Below are 16,979 nucleotides of genomic sequence, written 5' to 3'. Positions count from 1 at the left end.
CGCCGTGGTCAGACCGCCCGCACTACATGCTTGATCTCCTGAAACGCGGCCAACCCCCATGGCCCCAGTTCGCGGCCGATGCTGCTCTGCTTGTAGCCACCCCACGCCGTCTGCGGGAAGATCACCTGCGGCGCATTGATCCACACCAGCCCCGCCTGCAAGGCATTCGCCACCCGATCCGCCGCCTCGGCATCACGGGTTACCACACTGGCGACCAGCCCGAACTGGCTGTCGTTGGCCAAGGCAATCGCCTCGGCTTCTGAAGAGAAGCTGCGCACGCAGAGCACCGGGCCAAAGATCTCTTCACACCACAACGCACTGTCCAGCGGGACTTCGGTGAATACCGTCGGTTGCAGAAAATACCCGCGCGGCAGATGCGCCGGACGATTGCCACCGCACACCAGCTTCGCACCGGCACTCAAGCCACGGTCGATGTGCCCGAGCACGCGCTGGTACTGCGCCTGATTGACCAGCGCGCCCATCTCCACGTCCGGGTCAAACGGATCGGCCACACGGATTTTTTCCGCACGGGCCTGCAAGCGGCTGAGGAATTCATCGGCCAGCTCATCGGCGACCAGCACCCGACTGGTGGCCGAACACATCTGCCCGGCATTGAAAAAGCCGCCGCCACAGGCCAGCTCCACCGCCTGCTCCAGATCGGCATCGGCCAGCACCAGCAGCGACGATTTGCCACCCAGTTCCAGACTCACGCCCTTCACGGTTTCGGCGGCGCGCTGCATCACCTGCACGCCGACCGCGTTGCTGCCGGTGAAGGAAATCTTGGCGAGGCGCGGATCCGCCGACAGCGGTGCACCGACCGCCAGACCGGTGCCACACACCAGGTTGAATACGCCGTTGGGCAGACCGGATTCGGCGATGATCGCCGCCAGTTCCAGCTCCGGCAGCGGCGTGACTTCCGAGGGCTTGAGCACCACGCAGCAACCGGCGGCCAGCGCTGGCGCGAGTTTCCACGCGGTGGTGACCATCGGGAAATTCCACGGCACGATCAGCCCGACCACACCGCACGGCTCACGCCGCAGACGCGCGCTGAAGTCGTCGCTGGGCAGCGCCACGTTGCAGTCCTGTTGCGCATCGAGACCTTCGGCGAGTTCGGCGTAATACTCGAAGGTGGCGATCACGTCATCGACGTCGATGGCTGCTTCGAATTGCGGTTTGCCGTTGTTGCTCGACTGCAGCTTCATCAGGTGATCGCGACCGTTGCGCACGCCGTTGGCGATGTTGCGCAGGATCGCGCCGCGCTCGGCACCGCTGATTTTCGACCAGCTCTTGAACGCTTCAGTGGCTGCACTGACGGCCAGATCGACCGCGCTTTCATCGCCGCCATTGACCGTGGTCAGCAGCGCTTCGGTGGCCGGGTTGATCACCCGCAGATGTTCGCGACCGGCAGACCATTGGCCGTTGATGTACAGGCCATCGAGTGTGGTTGGGAAATTGATCATTGGGCCACCGCCTGCATCCACTGAGTCTGGTCAATTTCAATCAGGGTCGGGCCCTGACGATCAGTGGCGGCACGCAGCGCACCACGCAACTGTTCAACCGAGCTGATCGCTTCGGCGGCGCAGCCCAGGGCCTTGGCGACGCCGATGAAATCCGGGGTGTAAATGTCGACGCCGACCGGTTCGATGGCGCGGTTGACCATGTATTTTTTGATCTCTTCGTAACCCTGGTTATTCCACAGCAGGACGATCACCGGCGTGCGCGCTTCAACTGCGCTGGCCAGTTCCGGCAGGGTGAACTGCAAGCCGCCGTCGCCGATCAGGCACACCACTGGCGGGCGGGCGCCGCCTTCGACCCTGCCACCGAGCCATGCGCCGATCGCCGCCGGCAAGGCATAACCGAGGGTGCCGTAACCGGTGGACGAATTGAACCAGCGCCGTGGCCGTTCCGGGTTGAAGGTGAGGTTGCCGGTGTACACCGGTTGTGTGGAGTCGCCGACGAACACCGCATCCGGCAATTCGTGCAGGACGGTTTCGAGGAAGCGCGTCTGGGCCAGTGTTGGCGCATCCCAGTTCGCGGCCAGATCAGCACGCAATCGGGCGGCGCGAACCTGGCCCCAATCGTTGCTGCGTGCGGCGAGTTTTTCTTGCGCCAGCGCAGCGAGCAGCGCCTGCGCGGCGTTGCGCGAGTCGGCGACCAACGCGACGTGCGGCGGATAGTTGCGCACGGTCTGGTCGGCGTCGATGTCGATGCGCAGCAACTTGCCGGGGATCTCGAAACCACCGGCGAAGGTCACGTCGTAATCGGTCTCCGCCAGTTCGGTACCGATCGCCAGCACCACATCGGCATCGGCCACCAGTGCACGGGTGGCGACCAGGCTTTGCGTCGAGCCGATCAGCAACGGATGGCTGGACGGCAACATGCCCTTGGCGTTGATGGTCAGCGCCACCGGTGCGTCGAGCCGTTCGGCCAGTTGCGTAAGTTCGGCGGCAGCATCAATGGCGCCGCCACCGGCGAGAATCAGCGGACGCTTGGCGTTGGCCAGCAGCTCAGTCATGCGGCTGACGGCACTCGGTGCCGCACCGGCACGGTCGATATTCACCGGGACACTCGCCAGCAGTTCGTCGGCTTCCTCCACCAGCACGTCCAGCGGAATCTCGATATGCACCGGACGCGGACGCCCGGCCTGGAACAGCGCGAAGGCGCGGGCCAGCACACCCGGCAACTCCGCCGCCGACATCAGGGTATGGGAGAACGCCGCGACGCCTGCGACCAGTGCGCTCTGGTTCGGCAACTCGTGAAGCTTGCCGCGACCGCCGCCCAACTGGCTGCGGCTCTGCACGCTGGAAATCACCAGCATCGGGATCGAGTCGGCGTACGCCTGGCCCATCGCCGTGGTGATGTTGGTCATGCCCGGGCCGGTGATGATGAAGCACACACCCGGTTTGCCGCTGGTGCGCGCGTAGCCGTCGGCCATGAAACCGGCGCCCTGTTCATGCCGTGGGGTGACGTGGTTGATGCTCGAACGGGCCAGCCCGCGATACAGCTCCACGGTGTGCACCCCGGGAATGCCGAACACCTGCTCGACCCGGTAATCCTCGAGTAACTTGACCAGTACTTCGCCACACGTCGCCATGCCGATTGCCCTTCTTGTTCATTTGAGACACAAGGCCTTTGTGTAGGAGTGAGCCTGCTCGCGATGGCGTCTTCACATTCAACATTACGGTGACTGACACACCGCTATCGCGAGCAGGCTCACTCCTACAAAGGGCCCTTCAATGGGCTCATTGAACGGGTGGCCGGTAGCGGCAACAATCGATTAAAAGTCATACTAGCCATGTCCTCACGTCATACCTTGGATCCACATGAAACGACTGCCTCCCCTGCCCGCCCTGCACACGTTCCTGATCACCGCGCAGTGCTGCAATTTCACCCGGGCGGCCGAGCAGTTGCACATCACCCAAGGCGCAGTGAGCCGGCAGATCGCCGGGCTGGAAGCTCATCTCGGTTATGAGTTGTTCATCCGCCTGGCCCGAGGCCTCGCGCTGACCGCCGAAGGACGCGAATGGCTGCCACGGGTGGAAAAGATCTTCGGCCTGATCAGCGAAGCCACCGAGCAGATCGGTCGCACGCGGCAAACCCTGCAACTCAAGGCGCCGAGCTGCGTGATGCGCTGGCTGCTGCCGCGCCTGTTGCAGTGGCAAAAGGAACGCCCGGACGTCCCGGTCAAACTGACCACCACGCTGGCCCACGGTGTGGATTTCCAGCGCGAGCAATTCGATGCCGCGGTGATCTACGGCACGCCGCCGGACAACTCGTCGACTGCCCTGCATCTGTTCGATGAACAACTGACACCGGTCTGTTCGCCTGCGCTATTGAAGGGCCCACCGGCGCTGAGTGAACCGGCCGATCTGCAACAGCATTTGCTGCTGCATCCCACCCACGATATTCAGGACTGGACGGTGTGGCTGACCGCCGCCCGATTGCAGTTGAGCAACGTCGTCACGGGGCAGCATTTCGAGACGCTGGATCAGGCGATGTCGATGGCCTCCCACGGGACGGGTGTGGCGATTGGTGACTGGTCGCTGATCGGCGATGACCTGCGCGCGGGGCGGCTGGTGATGCCGTTTGAGTTGAAGGTGAAAACGGGCTTGGCGTATTACGTGGTCATGCCGCAGGGCAGCGAGGCGTCTGCACAGCTGGAGGAGCTGATGATCTGGCTGGTGGAACAGGCGCATACCCGCTGAAACAAACAAATACCCCTGTGGGAGCGGGCTTGCTCGCGAAGGCGGAGTGTCAGTCACTTCAAATGTCGCTGACACACCGCCTTCGCGAGCAAGCCCGCTCCCACATTTGGTCCGCGTCGTTGCTTAGTAGCCGACGGTGAACCGCTGACGCGAATGCTTCGGCGTTTCCACTTCGTCGATCAGCGCAATCGCGTAATCGGCAAAGGTGATCCAGCTGCGACCTGCGTCATTCACCAGCAGGTGATCCTTGCCGACGCGGAAGGTGCCAGTGCGCTCACCTTCGACGAACTCGGCCGATGGCGAGAGGAAGGTCCAGTCCAGGTCCTGCTCCTGACGCAACGCATCGAGAAACGCCGCCCCCGCACTGGCCTCGGTTTTGTATTCGGCGGGGAAACCCTCGCTGTCGATGACCCGGGTGTCGTCCGGCAGCAACAGCGAACCGGCACCACCGACCACCAATAGACGCTTCACGCCCGCCTGCTTCAGCGGGCCGACCACCGCACTGGCGGGTACGGTGGTGAAATGCGCGGCGCTGATCACCACGTCGTGCCCGGCGACGGCCGCTTGCAGCGCCGCCGAATCCAGCACATCGACATTCTGGCTGACCACACCGGCACGGTTACCGATCTTCGAGGTATCGCGGGCGATGGCGGTGACGCTATGACCGCGACGCAGGGCTTCTTCCAGCAGTTGGCTACCGGCACGGCCGGTGGCACCAATGATTGCGATCTTGCTCATGACATTCTCCAGTTGGCTTGAGAGTTTCAACGACAGCATCAATCTAATCTTGAAGCGGTATTCCCTGTGGCGAGGGAGCTTGCTCCCGCTGGAGGGCGAAGCACTCCCCCGCCCGTTTCAGATACAACCCATTGGCAGGTTTTACGCCTGCTGCGCAGGCGGGCGGGAGCAAGCTCCCTCGCCACAAAAGTCCTCTCGACCTCTGTTTCAGATCAATCGGGTTACCACTGCATCTCGCCCTTGGCGACTTTGGCGCTCAGCTCCAGCGAACTTTCTTCGCCGAGTGTCGGGTAGCGCTTCTGCATAGCCTTGATCAGTGCGGCGGAATCCTTGGCCTTGGCGGTTTCTTCGTCGAAAGCCTTAATGTAGTCGGCGGTGAATTTCACGCTGGCCAGCGAGCGGCTGCTCTCGCCCAGGTAGTGACCGGGCACCACGGTTTTCGGTTTCAGGGTTTCAATCGAGTGCAGGGTTTGCAGCCAGTCGGCGTGGGATTGCGCGGTCTGGGTATCAGCCATCCACACATGAATGTTCTCGGCGACCACGACGCCACCGACCACCGCCTTGAGCGACGGAATCCACACGAAGCTGCGATCCGGTTGTTTGCCTTCAAGACCGACCACTTGCAACTTCTGCCCTTCGAGCATCAGGCTGTCGCCTTTGAGCACGCCCGGAACGATGGTTTTGGCCGGCACGTCGGCACCCATTTTCGGGCCCCAGAAGGCCAGTTTGCCTTCAACGGTTTTATTGATGTGATCGACAGTCGGCTGCGAGGCCAGCACGGTGGCGTCGGGGAACGCCTGAGTCAGGGTGTCGAGGCCGAAGTAGTAGTCGGGGTCACCGTGGCTGATGTAGATGGTGGTCAGGTGCTTGCCGCTGGCGCGGATCTTTTCCACCACCTGCTCGGCCTGGGCCTTGCCGAATTGCGCGTCGACCAGGATCGCGTCTTTCTCGCCGCTGACCAGCACCGAAGTCACCGGAAAAATCGCCTTGGTGCCTGGGTTGTAGACATCCAGGGTCAGGTTGGCGGCAGCGGCGTGGGCCGCGAAGCCAAGGGTGGCGGTGGTCAGCAAAACGCGCTTGAGGGTAGTGAAGCCGATCATCTGTTGCTCCGTGGTCCGAATGCCGTGTTTGGCGATGGGACAGAGCTTAGTTGCCTGACTCGGTACAAAAAATGCGATGCTTGGACATAGTTTGTTTCTGAAAGCGGGCAAATCATGGATCGGCTTCAAGCAATGCGGGTGTTTGTCACCGTGGTGGATCTGGGCAGCCAGTCGGCGGCGGCTGACCATCTGGACCTGTCACGGCCAGTGGTGTCGCGTTATCTGGCGGAGCTGGAAGACTGGGTCGGCGCGCGCCTGATGCACCGCACCACGCGCAAGTTGAGCCTGACGGCCGCCGGCAGCGAAGTTCTGCCGCGCTGTCGGCAGATGCTCGAACTCTCGACCGATATGCAGGCCGCTGTCAGCGAACCCGACGAGGCACCGCGCGGGCTGCTGCGTATCAGCGTCAGCACCTCGTTCGGTCAGGCGCAACTGGCCGATGCCATGGCCGCTTACGTCAAGCGCTACCCCGGGGTCAGCATCGACCTGCAGATGCTCGACCGCACGGTGAATCTGGTGGATGAGCGCATCGACCTGGCGATCCGCACCAGCAATGACCTGGACCCGAACCTGATCGCCCGACGCCTGACCGTGTGCCGCTCAGTGGTTTGCGCCGCACCGGCGTATCTGCGCGACAACCCGCCACCGCAGCGGGTCGAGGACCTGAGCCGGCACAACTGCCTCACACATTCCTACTTCGGCAAGAGCCTGTGGCATTTCGAGGAGGACGGCGAACCGCTGTCCGTGCCGGTGCAGGGCAACATCAGCGCCAACGAGGCCAGCACCCTGTTGCGCGCGACCCTGGCCGGTGCGGGCGTGGCGATGCTGCCGACCTATCAGGCCGGGGTGCATGTGCATGCCGGTGAACTGGTGCGTTTGCTGCCCGATGCCGAACCACGGCAGATGAACATCTACGCGGTGTACGCCTCACGCAAGCACATGCCGGCCGCGCTGCGCAGCATGCTGGATTTTCTCGTCGAACGATTCCCGGAAAATCCCAAATGGGATATTGGCCTGTAAATCCGCTACCCCTGTGGGAGCGGGCTTGCTCGCGAATGCGTCGTGTCAGTCGAGGGCAATCCAGACTGATACACCGCCTTCGCGAGCAAGCCCGCTCCCACAAGGGGGATGTCACATAGGCGGAATCCGTGGCTGGAAACTCTGTGACGCTGACCTATGCTGAAAGTAATACCGCAGGGTATGCGTTCAGAGGTCAACGCCATGAACATCAGAACAAGAAGGTACTTCGCGATTTTCATCACCTGCGCCGCCACGCTGGCGCTGTACGGCACCGCGGCCTGGCGGGTCGAGCAACTGCGACAACTGCCGCGCGAATATGCCAGCTGCAATTTCGAGCGCTGCATTCCGCATAACGCGACGCTTAATGCATTGCGCTGAATGACCTGAGCTGGAATGCGATCCTGTGGGAGGGGGCTTGCTCCCGAAAGCGGTGTGTCATTCAGCATTGATGCAAACTGATACACCGCTTTCGGGAGCAAGCCCCCTCCCACATGAGACCGCAGCGTTTACAAGATCACTGCTCGGCCTTCAGCCGATCACGAAACGCCTTTGGCGAAATCCCCACCCTGCGCCGGAACAGGCGGGTGAAGTTGGTCGGATCGGAAAACCCCAACAACTCCGACATCTCGTAAATGGTCATGCTGGTGTAGGTCAGCAAGCGTTTGGCTTCCAGTAACTGCCGTTCGTGCATGATCTGCAGCGCCGGCTGCCCGGCCAGTTCGCGGCAGGTGCCGTTAAGGTGTGACACCGAAATCCCCAGGCGATGGGCGAGGTCTTCGACCTTCACGTGCTGGCGGTAAGTCTCCTCCACCAATTGAATGAACCCGTTGAGGTATTCGCGCTGGCGTTGCGGCCGCTGGCTGGCGTGATGGCGCACGAGCGCCTGACGGCTGACCCAGACCATGATCACGCTGACCAGCGAATGCATGAGCATTTCCCGCGCCGGCTGATGGCCGTTGTATTCGGCCTGCAATGCTGCAAACAGACTGTTCAGGTACTGCGCATCCTTGCCCGCCGGGTAGTGCTCGGCCTGGGCCAGTGCATGCACTGAATTGCCCAGTTGCGCCTGCAGGTGGTTGATCAGCGGATTGGCGAGGGTGACGACGAATCCTTCGACGTCCTCGGAAAAGCGGAAGCCATGCACCGACAACGGTGGCAGGACTTGAATGGCGGGTTCGTTGAGCTGCGTGCGTTGTCCTTCGATTTCAAGCTCTGCCTGACCTTTGAAGACGAAGAGCAACTGGCACAAATCGGCGTGGCGGTGGGGTTTGATTTCCCAATGATGTTCGCGGCTGCGTTTGGAAATGGTTTCACAGTGCAGCAAGTCAGGGGTCGGCCAGTCCAGGCTTTCACCGTAGAGCTTGAACACCGGAATCGAAGGCAGGTCAGGCTTGTTCATCACTTCAATCCAGGCCTCGAGGTTGCGGGCGATAATCGCACCGATTGGCAGAATGTACAGGTATCGGCTCAGTTTTCACCTTCAATTGACAGACCCGCGGGGGAAAAATGCAAGCACTCGATCCATAAAAATCATTCACCGGCTCAGGTCGTGTGAAGCTTGCGAGTCATAAAAACAATGAAAATGCTGAAAACCCAAGTCGCCATCATTGGCGCCGGTCCGTCCGGATTGCTCCTCGGTCAGTTGCTGCACAACGCTGGCATCGACACCCTGATTGTCGAACGCCAGACACCCGATTACGTGCTCGGGCGAATTCGCGCCGGCGTGCTTGAACAAGGCATGGTAGAGCTGTTGCGTCAGGCCGGGGTGGGTCAGCGCATGGACGCCGAAGGTCTGGTGCATAGCGGTTTCGATCTGGCGTTGGACGGGCGCCAGGTGCACATTGATCTGCAGGCTTTGACCGGCGGCAAAACCGTGATGGTCTACGGTCAGACCGAGGTCACCCGGGATCTGATGGCCGCTCGTCGGGAGGCCGGCGCCCTGTCGTTTTATGAGGTGAGCGATGTCGTTCCTCACGGCATGAAAAGCGACGAGGCCTTTGTCACCTTCGAAAAGGACGGTGAAACCTGGCGCGTCGATTGCGATTACATTGCCGGTTGCGATGGTTTTCACGGCGTGGCCCGGCAGTCGATTCCCGAGGACTGCCTGAAGATTTTCGAGCGGGTCTATCCATTCGGCTGGCTGGGGATTCTTGCCGACACGCCGCCGGTGCACGATGAGCTGGTGTACGCCCGTCACGAACGCGGCTTCGCCCTGTGCAGCATGCGTTCGGCCACCCGCACCCGTTACTACCTGCAGGTGCCGGCCGAGGAGAGCGTCGCCGACTGGTCCGATCAGCGTTTCTGGGATGAACTCAAAACCCGCTTGCCCGCGGCGCTTGCGGAGAAACTGGTGACCGGCCCGTCGATTGAAAAAAGCATCGCGCCGCTGCGCAGTTTTGTCGTCGAGCCGATGCAGTACGGGCGGATGTTTCTGCTCGGCGATGCCGCGCACATTGTGCCGCCCACCGGTGCCAAGGGCTTGAACCTGGCCGCCAGCGATGTCAGCACGCTGTTCAATATTCTGCTGAAGGTTTATCGCGAAGGACGTACCGATCTGCTGGAGAAATACTCGGAGATCTGCCTGCGCCGGGTGTGGAAAGCCGAACGGTTTTCCTGGTGGATGACCTCGATGCTGCATCGCTTCGACGAGCATGATGATTTCAGCCAGCGCATCAGTGCCTCGGAACTGGACTACTTTGTCAGTTCAGAAGCGGGTCGAAAAACCATTGCAGAAAATTACGTCGGACTTCCTTATGAGGCTATCGAATAGCCTGCTACCGACTTACACTGGCGAGCATCCCCGCTCGCCTGACGAACTGCGGGACTCTCACTGCCCGCAGGTTTTGCCCGTGACCAATCTCCACCAGCCTGAAACACCCAAACCGGCCATTCGCAGCGTGCTGGTCGCGCTGATGCTGGCGATCTTCCTCGGTGCGCTGGACCAGACCATCGTCGCCGTCTCGATGCCCGCCATCTCTGCACAATTCAAGGACGTCAGCCTGCTGGCCTGGGTGATTTCCGGGTACATGGTGGCGATGACCGTGGCCGTGCCGATCTACGGCAAACTCGGCGACCTGTACGGCCGGCGCAAACTGATGCTGTTCGGCATGGGCCTGTTCACCTTCGCCTCGCTGTTCTGCGGCATGGCGCAAAGCATGGAACAACTGGTGCTGGCGCGGATTCTCCAGGGCATCGGCGCCGGCGGAATGATCTCGGTGAGTCAGGCGATCATCGGCGACATCGTCCCGCCTCGCGAACGCGGGCGTTATCAGGGTTACTTCAGCAGCATGTACGCGGTGGCCAGCGTCGCCGGGCCGGTGCTCGGCGGCTACATGACCGAATACCTGTCATGGCGCTGGGTGTTCCTGATCAACCTGCCGCTGGGGCTGGGCGCCTGGTGGGTTGCCAATCGCAACCTGCGCGGGCTGCCGATTCCGCAGCGCAAACCGATCATCGACTACCTCGGCACGCTGCTGATGATCATCGGTTTGACCGCCCTGCTGCTAGGCATCACCCAGGTCGGTCAGGGTCACTCGTGGCGCAGCAGTGAAGTGCTCGGCCTGTTCGCCTGCGCGGTGCTGGTGCTGGCGGTGTTCGTCTGGCATGAACGCCGGGCGCGCGAGCCGCTGCTGCCGATGCACCTGTTCACCAACCGCAACGCGTTGCTGTGCTGGTGCACGATTTTCTTCACCAGTTTTCAGGCGATCTCGCTGATCGTGCTGATGCCGTTGCGCTTCCAGAGCGTCACCGGTGCCGGGGCCGACGCGGCAGCTTTGCATTTACTGCCGCTGGCGATGGGTCTGCCGATTGGCGCTTATTTCGCCGGACGTCGGACGTCGGTGACCGGTCGCTACAAACCGCAGATTCTGACGGGCGCCGTGCTGATGCCGATCTCGATTCTCGGCATGGCGTTCAGCCCGCCGGACGCAACGCTGCTCAGCAGCCTGTTCATGCTGCTCAGCGGGATTGCCGGCGGCATGCAGTTCCCGACTTCACTGGTGGGCACGCAGAACTCCGTGGATCAGCGCGACATCGGCGTCGCCACCAGCACCACCAACCTGTTCCGCTCCCTGGGCGGCGCGGTGGGTGTGGCGTTGATGTCGGCACTGTTGCTGGCGTTCCTGCAGGATTCGAGTTTTGCCCATCTGGCGAGCAACACACTGATCAGTGAGGGGCATTCGGACAACGTGCTGCTCGACGGTTTGAACGCCGCACCGGGTGATGCACAGAACGCCTTGCGCGCCGAGCTTTCGGTGACGTTCCGGCATTTGCTGTGGGTGAGTACGGCGGTATCGCTGCTGGGTCTGGCGGCGGCAATTGCGATGCCGAACAAGTTGCTGCGCGGGCGCGAGCATGGCGCCAAATAACAGCAAAAGATCGCAGCCTGCGGCAGCTCCTACATGGGAATGCATAACCCTGTAGGAGCTGCCGCAGGCTGCGATCTTTTGATCTTCAAGGGCTGTAGTAACCCACCGCCACCAGAAAATGCCCGACCTTTTTCAGGTAGGCATGCTTGTCCTCGACTTTGCCGGTCACCGGGTTTTTCCAGCGGTATTCGTATTCACCGTCGTCCTGTTTGGCAATCAGCGCCAGAATCGGCTCGCCCACCGGTTTGCCTTCCGGGTCGTTGATCTTGCTGAAATCGGTGTTGATCAAGCGCAGGTTGGTGCCGTGGGCGACGTAGCGTTGGGTCTGCAGATCGACCACAAACACATACAGGTCATCCTGCAGATAACCGCCCTTGAGCGAGTTGATGGCCGTCAGCGTGCCCTTCTCGTCCTTGCCCAGATCGGCCGCCGCCTTGTCGAGCAGAGTCTTTGCCTGTTCTGCCGAGGCTCGTGGCAAGTAATAACCCACTGCCAGGATCCGCTGACCGATGCGCTGGTAGTACACGTGCTTGCGCTCGACCTTGCCGTCAGCCCAGTTCTGCCAGCGGTATTCGGCTTGCTGGATGCCGTTGCCTTCGGGCACCAGCAACGCTTCCTTGAAGGCCTTTTGCAGATCCGGCCCGAGTACTTCACTGACGTCACGGCCGATCAGGGCTGAGGAAGGCCCACCGCTGGCAAGCATCACGCCTTTGGTGTCGACCACAAACACGTAGCGATCCTTGTCGACAAACTCGCCCTGACGGCTGAACGCGGCGAAAGCCTTGTCGCCATTGTCGTGGTAATAGGCCAGGGCCTTTTCCAGCAGCGCAATGGCAGCCTTGCTGTCGTCCTTCTGCGCGGTGGCAGCGTTGACCGGCCCTGCCGCCACAAAAAGCATCACACCGAGCCACGCCACTTTATGCAAAAACCCCATAACGCATCCCTCGTTCTTGTTGGTGTTTCAAGAGCGTAGACGGCTTGGGGTAGGACGGCGGTCGAAGATGAATCCAGAAGTTGCCGCATTTTGTAGTGAGGGGATTTATCCCCGATGGGCTGCCAGGCAGCCCTGATTCAGGCAACGCATATTTCCTGACACACCGAGCTGATACCAGGGAGCTGCTGCGCAGCCCCATCGGGGATAAATCCCCTCACCACAAAGCTCCCTGGCTACAGTTCATCAGGCCCTATGGCCGGGCATTGATCTGCTGCTGCAGGTTCTGGATCTGCGCCTGCAGGGTGTTGATGTTGCGGGTCATCTGCCCGCGGAATGCATCGAACTCGGCGGTATTGCCGCCGCCCTGCGCCGCGGCCGGGCGGTTGTCCTGTTCACTCTTGAGGACGATGATTTCCTGTTCCAGACGCTCGATCGCCGCACTCGGGTTGCCTTGCTTCTTCAGCGCGGCAATGTCGGCACTCAGGCTCTTGAGTTGCGCATCGAACTTGCTGGTGTCGGCCGGGGCGTTTTTCAGGGTTGCCAGTTCCGCACTCAGGGCTTTGACCTGAGCCTGCAACTGGGTATTGGCGTTCTGTTGTTCGGTGGTCTGCGCGGTCATTTGCGCCAGACGCTTGTCCAGATCGCTGGTCTGACCCACCACGCCCTGCTGCTGTTTACTTTGATCCAGCAACTGGGTTTCCAGCTGTTTGATCTGTTGCTTCAAGGCTTCGCTGTCGCTGTTGACGTTGCTCTGGCTGGCGACGACCTTGCCGGAAATGTCCTGCAGGCGCCCCGCCGCTTCCTCACTGATACGCGCAAAGCTTTCCTGAGTCGCGACCAACTGCTGCTCCATCAGCGAAATCTGCTGGAAGCTCCACCAGGCCAGACCGATGAAGGCAAAAAACAACGCGCCGACCAGCGCCCACAACGGCCCGGTGCTCGCGGCCTTTACCTTGACCACCGGCGGCGTGCGCGAGTGCACGGAGGTGCGGGCGGTGGGCGCAATGTCATCGTCGTCAAAGGTGTCGGCCCGCAGGCTCGGTACATCGTCGAAATCGTCGTTGGCATCGTTACGCATGGACATTGAGGCAACCTTTGTGGAACGCGGTGATGGCTGAATGCTGCGAAGTATAACCGCCGCAGCCGCAGGGATTGACCCTCAAGCGGCGGTGCGGTTCATTGCCGGCCGGGCGACTTGTATCAACGGATGTCCTGAGCTTTCCACCAGCCACAGAACTCGTCGAGGGCCGACCACAGGCTGACTTTCGGATCGTAGTCCAGATAATGCCGGGCGCGACTGATGTCGAGGGTGAAATTTTTCTTCATGACCTGCATGCCCAGCCGCGACAGGGTCGGCTCCGGGCGGCCCGGCCAGAGTTTGCACACGCCTTCGTTGAGCGCCGCAACGCTGTAGGCCAGACCGTACGAGCGGTATTTGCTGACCTGCAGCACTTCCATTTTGCGCATCACATAATTGACCACATCCCACAACGGCACCGGCGTGCCATTGCTGATGTTGTAGGCTTTGCCCAATGCGGAACCGGCCGCCAGCAGACTGCTGAGCAGCGCTTCGTTGAGGTTCTGCACGCTGGTGAAGTCGACCTTGTTCAGGCCATCGCCAATGATCGCCAGACGCCCCTTGCGCTGCATGTTCAGCAGGCGCGGGAAGATACTCATGTCGCCGGCACCGGTGACAAAACGCGGGCGCAGGGCGATGGTTTCGAGGCCGAACTCCTGGGCGCCGAAGACCTTTTGCTCGGCCAGGTATTTGGTCGCCGCGTAGTGATGCTTGAAGCGCTTGGGCACTTGCTCTTCGGTCAGGCCGAGGTGATCGCGGCCATCGAAGTAGATCGACGGCGACGACAGATGCACCAGCCGCCGCACGCGTTGCTTGAGGCAGGCTTCGACGACGTTTTCGGTGACCTGCACGTTGCCCTGATGAAAGTCCTGATAACGCCCCCACAAACCGACGGCACCGGCACAGTGCACCACGGCTTCGACGTCGTTGCAGAGTTCGCGCACCAGATCCGCATCGGTGAGATCGCCCGGGACGAACTCGGCACCACGGCGCACCAGATGCTCAACGCTCTCGGCCCGGCGACCGTTGACCCGCACGTCCAGGCCCTGCTCCAGGGCGAAACGCGCAAAGCGTCCGCCAATGAAGCCGCTTGCGCCGGTGACCAGAATTTTCATGCAAAACTCCAACAAAAAAGCAGCTGCGAGCGTCAAGCCTCTAGCTGCAAGTTTAAAACGGTGCGCAGCGCTTTACTTGCCGCTTGCAGCTTGACGCTTATGGCTGCTTCCAGGGCACCAGCCATTGGGGTGACGCACGTACCAATTGTTCGGTCAGCAACCCCAGCAACTGACCGCCATTGCGCCAATGATGCCAGTACAACGGCACATCGATCGGTTTATCTGGCAACAGTTCGCGCAAAGTCCCGCGTTGCAGCTGATCGCGCACTTGCAGTTCCGGCACCAGTCCCCAACCGAACCCGGCTTCGGTCAGACGCACAAAACCTTCGGATGACGGGCACAAATGGTGCTCGAAACCACCGTCGACACCGAGCGATGCGAGGTAGCGATGCTGGAGAAAGTCATCCGGGCCGAACACCAGCGCCGGGGTCCGCGGCAACTGTTCGGCACGCACGCCATCGGGAAAATGCCGTTCGATGAACGCCGGACTGGCCAGCGCCCGATAGCGCATCGCCCCGAGCAACACACTGCGCGCACCGGCCACCGGGCGTTCGCTGGCACAGACACACGCCGCAGCTTCCCCGGCACGCATGCGCTTGAGGCCGACGGTCTGATCTTCCACCACCAGATCCAGCAATAGATGCTGCTCGGCGCAGAAATCGCCCACGGCTTCGGCCCACCAGGTGGCGAGACTGTCGGCGTTGATGGCGATGCGCAAACGCTCCGGCAGGCCCTCTTCGTCGAGCGCCGGCACCAGGGTCTGCAAGTCACGCTCAAGCAGGCGCACCTGCTGCACATGGTTGAGCAGCCGCCGGCCGATCTCGGTCGGCGACGGCGGCGTGCCGCGCACCAGCACCGGTTGGCCGACCCGCGCTTCCAGCAGTTTGATCCGCTGGGAGATCGCCGATTGCGACAAGCCCAGCACCTGCGCGGCGCGTTCGAATCCGGCCTGCTCGACCACGGCGGCCAGAGCGGAAAGCAATTTGTAGTCGAACATCAGTTTTCCTAATGAGCGATCAGCACTATTGGTTTTTCTTATACCGCTTTCGACCGGAGAATAGCCAGCAAGCACTCTTATCAAGGAACACTGCAATGGCTGGCGAAACTTCACTCACGACCTTGCTGCGCAGCATGAGCCCGCAGCTGAATGCCGGCGAATACGTGTTCTGCACCTTGCGTGACGCTCAGTTGCCCAACGGTCTGGAGATTGTCGGCAGCTTTCGTGAACAGGAAGGCCTGACCGTAATTCTTGAGCGCGCCCAGGCGGAACGCGCCGGGTTCAGTTTCGATTATGTCGCAGCGTGGATCACCCTCAACGTGCATTCGGCACTGGAAGCAGTCGGCCTCACCGCTGCGTTCGCCAGCGCGCTGGGCAAGGCCGGAATCAGTTGCAACGTGATCGCCGGTTACTACCACGACCATTTGTTCGTCGGACAGGCCGACGCCGAGCGCGCCATGCACGTGCTGCGTGATCTCGCAGCCAACGCGGAGTAATTTTTTATGTGGCAAAGCTATGTGAACGGCCTGCTGGTGGCGTTCGGGTTGATCATGGCGATCGGCACGCAGAATGCTTTTGTATTGGCCCAGAGCCTGCGGCGCGAACATCACCTGCCGGTGGCGGCGTTATGCGTGGCGTGCGATGCGCTGCTGGTGGCGGCCGGGGTGTTTGGCCTTGCGACCGTGCTGGCGCAGAACCCGACATTGCTCGCGGTGGCGCGCTGGGGCGGCGCCGTCTTTCTGATCTGGTACGGCAGCCAGGCGCTGCGCCGGGCGTTCTCGAAACAGAGTCTGGATCAGGGCGAAAACCACACCGTACGCTCGTTGCGCGCAGTGATGCTCAGCGCGCTGGCAGTGACGCTGCTCAACCCGCACGTTTATCTGGACACGGTGTTGCTGATCGGCTCGCTCGGTGCGCAGCAGTCGGTACCGGGGGCTTATGTAGTGGGCGCGGCGAGTGCGTCGTTGCTGTGGTTTTTCACTTTAGCGCTGGGTGCCGCGTGGCTTGCACCGTGGCTGGCGCGGCCGAGTACCTGGCGGATTCTTGATCTGATGGTGGCGTTGATGATGTTTACAGTCGCAGGGCAATTGATATTGGCGCAGTGATTTATTCCAAACAGCTCTGGAACCTCTATCCCACACAGTTGTTGCGTGGTTAAGCCTTGACCCCGGTGCTATGATCCGAACCCTGCGCCGCAAAGAGTAAAAACTCGTCGGTGCATTTCTGGCCGCCCGTGATCGGCCTTGCGCTCACCGCAACAGACCTGATTAGGAGAATCATCATGGCTTTCGAATTGCCGCCGCTGCCTTACGCACACGATGCCCTGCAGCCGCACATTTCCAAGGAAACCCTGGAATTTCACCACGACAAGCACCACAACACCTATGAAATGTGCGGCTGCAGGGCATCGTGTGCGTAAGGCAG

Annotated in this window: 16 protein-coding genes and 1 pseudogene; 8 read left to right on the top strand and 9 right to left on the bottom strand. The window is 61.4% G+C overall.

Annotated features, from left to right (window positions below; all coding sequences use genetic code 11):
* Positions 1–8 precede the first annotated feature (8 nt).
* Both ACIOUG_RS20490 and ACIOUG_RS20485 read right to left on the bottom strand, forming a co-directional pair.
* Complete coding sequence (locus ACIOUG_RS20490; RefSeq protein ID WP_401068251.1) at positions 9–1,457, bottom strand: aldehyde dehydrogenase family protein; 1,449 nt, start codon at positions 1,455–1,457, stop codon at positions 9–11.
* Positions 1,457–3,094 (bottom strand): 5-guanidino-2-oxopentanoate decarboxylase, encoded by a 1,638-nt coding sequence (locus tag ACIOUG_RS20485; RefSeq protein WP_401068223.1) that lies wholly within the window; start codon positions 3,092–3,094, stop codon positions 1,457–1,459. The genes ACIOUG_RS20490 and ACIOUG_RS20485 overlap by 1 nt, the downstream gene beginning before the upstream one ends.
* 229 nt (positions 3,095–3,323) lie before the next feature.
* Here ACIOUG_RS20485 and ACIOUG_RS20480 point away from each other — a divergent pair, with 229 nt between their 5' ends.
* The gene (locus tag ACIOUG_RS20480; protein ID WP_401068220.1) at positions 3,324–4,205 is read left to right on the top strand and encodes a LysR substrate-binding domain-containing protein; all 882 of its coding nucleotides are present in this window, start codon (positions 3,324–3,326) and stop codon (positions 4,203–4,205) included.
* 123 nt (positions 4,206–4,328) lie between these two features.
* Here ACIOUG_RS20480 and ACIOUG_RS20475 read toward each other — a convergent pair whose 3' ends face one another.
* Complete coding sequence (locus tag ACIOUG_RS20475; RefSeq protein ID WP_401068218.1) at positions 4,329–4,943, bottom strand: NAD(P)-dependent oxidoreductase; 615 nt, start codon at positions 4,941–4,943, stop codon at positions 4,329–4,331.
* 221 nt (positions 4,944–5,164) lie between these two features.
* Entirely contained in the window at positions 5,165–6,043 is an 879-nt protein-coding gene (locus tag ACIOUG_RS20470; protein ID WP_401068216.1) for an MBL fold metallo-hydrolase, read from the bottom strand.
* A gap of 114 nt (positions 6,044–6,157) precedes the next feature.
* Between ACIOUG_RS20470 and ACIOUG_RS20465 the strand changes: the two genes are divergently transcribed.
* Together ACIOUG_RS20465 and ACIOUG_RS20460 are read left to right on the top strand one after the other, a co-directional pair.
* Positions 6,158–7,063 carry a LysR family transcriptional regulator gene (locus ACIOUG_RS20465; RefSeq protein ID WP_401068214.1) on the top strand — a complete coding sequence of 302 codons (906 nt, stop codon included), beginning with the start codon at positions 6,158–6,160 and terminating at the stop codon, positions 7,061–7,063.
* Positions 7,064–7,264: 201 nt separating this feature from the next.
* Complete coding sequence (locus ACIOUG_RS20460; RefSeq protein ID WP_007964044.1) at positions 7,265–7,441, top strand: hypothetical protein; 177 nt, start codon at positions 7,265–7,267, stop codon at positions 7,439–7,441.
* A 136-nt stretch (positions 7,442–7,577) separates the two neighbouring features.
* Here ACIOUG_RS20460 and ACIOUG_RS20455 read toward each other — a convergent pair whose 3' ends face one another.
* Positions 7,578–8,462, bottom strand: coding sequence for a helix-turn-helix domain-containing protein (locus ACIOUG_RS20455; RefSeq protein ID WP_401068211.1), 885 nt, complete (start codon positions 8,460–8,462; stop codon positions 7,578–7,580).
* A 177-nt stretch (positions 8,463–8,639) separates the two neighbouring features.
* On the opposite strand from ACIOUG_RS20455, the gene pobA reads away from it, so the two are divergent.
* Together pobA and ACIOUG_RS20445 are read left to right on the top strand one after the other, a co-directional pair.
* On the top strand, positions 8,640–9,833 hold the full coding sequence (pobA, locus tag ACIOUG_RS20450; RefSeq protein WP_401068208.1) for a 4-hydroxybenzoate 3-monooxygenase: 1,194 nt from the start codon (positions 8,640–8,642) through the stop codon (positions 9,831–9,833).
* A 79-nt stretch (positions 9,834–9,912) separates the two neighbouring features.
* Complete coding sequence (locus tag ACIOUG_RS20445) at positions 9,913–11,430, top strand: MDR family MFS transporter (protein WP_401068206.1); 1,518 nt, start codon at positions 9,913–9,915, stop codon at positions 11,428–11,430.
* Between the two features lie 85 nt (positions 11,431–11,515).
* Here the strand turns inward: ACIOUG_RS20445 and ACIOUG_RS20440 are convergent, their stop codons facing one another.
* The 4 genes from ACIOUG_RS20440 to ACIOUG_RS20425 form a co-directional block, all read right to left on the bottom strand.
* A complete protein-coding gene (locus ACIOUG_RS20440) occupies positions 11,516–12,364 on the bottom strand; it encodes a cache domain-containing protein (RefSeq protein WP_401068204.1) in 849 nt (282 codons plus the stop codon).
* A 250-nt stretch (positions 12,365–12,614) separates the two neighbouring features.
* On the bottom strand, positions 12,615–13,448 hold the full coding sequence (locus ACIOUG_RS20435; RefSeq protein WP_401068201.1) for an ATPase: 834 nt from the start codon (positions 13,446–13,448) through the stop codon (positions 12,615–12,617).
* A 116-nt stretch (positions 13,449–13,564) separates the two neighbouring features.
* Positions 13,565–14,557: an NAD-dependent epimerase/dehydratase family protein gene (locus tag ACIOUG_RS20430; RefSeq protein ID WP_401068198.1), complete on the bottom strand. Its 993-nt coding sequence runs from the start codon at positions 14,555–14,557 to the stop codon at positions 13,565–13,567.
* A 97-nt stretch (positions 14,558–14,654) separates the two neighbouring features.
* Positions 14,655–15,554 carry a LysR family transcriptional regulator ArgP gene (locus tag ACIOUG_RS20425; RefSeq protein WP_401068195.1) on the bottom strand — a complete coding sequence of 300 codons (900 nt, stop codon included), beginning with the start codon at positions 15,552–15,554 and terminating at the stop codon, positions 14,655–14,657.
* Between the two features lie 95 nt (positions 15,555–15,649).
* On the opposite strand from ACIOUG_RS20425, the gene ACIOUG_RS20420 reads away from it, so the two are divergent.
* From ACIOUG_RS20420 to ACIOUG_RS20410, 3 genes and pseudogenes are all read left to right on the top strand, one after another.
* Positions 15,650–16,051, top strand: a complete 402-nt coding sequence (locus ACIOUG_RS20420) for an ACT domain-containing protein (protein WP_401068192.1) — start codon at positions 15,650–15,652, stop codon at positions 16,049–16,051.
* A gap of 6 nt (positions 16,052–16,057) precedes the next feature.
* Complete coding sequence (locus tag ACIOUG_RS20415) at positions 16,058–16,660, top strand: LysE/ArgO family amino acid transporter (protein ID WP_401068189.1); 603 nt, start codon at positions 16,058–16,060, stop codon at positions 16,658–16,660.
* A gap of 176 nt (positions 16,661–16,836) precedes the next feature.
* Positions 16,837–16,941, top strand: a pseudogene (locus ACIOUG_RS20410) (superoxide dismutase [Fe]); the annotation flags it as partial.
* Between the last annotated feature and the right edge of the window lie 38 nt (positions 16,942–16,979).

Origin of the sequence: Pseudomonas sp. NPDC087803 (genome assembly GCF_044742995.1) — a bacterium.
Classification (GTDB): Bacteria; Pseudomonadota; Gammaproteobacteria; order Pseudomonadales; family Pseudomonadaceae; genus Aquipseudomonas.
Note: the sequence above shows the minus strand (reverse complement) of the source record. Positions and strands in the feature narration are given on the sequence as shown.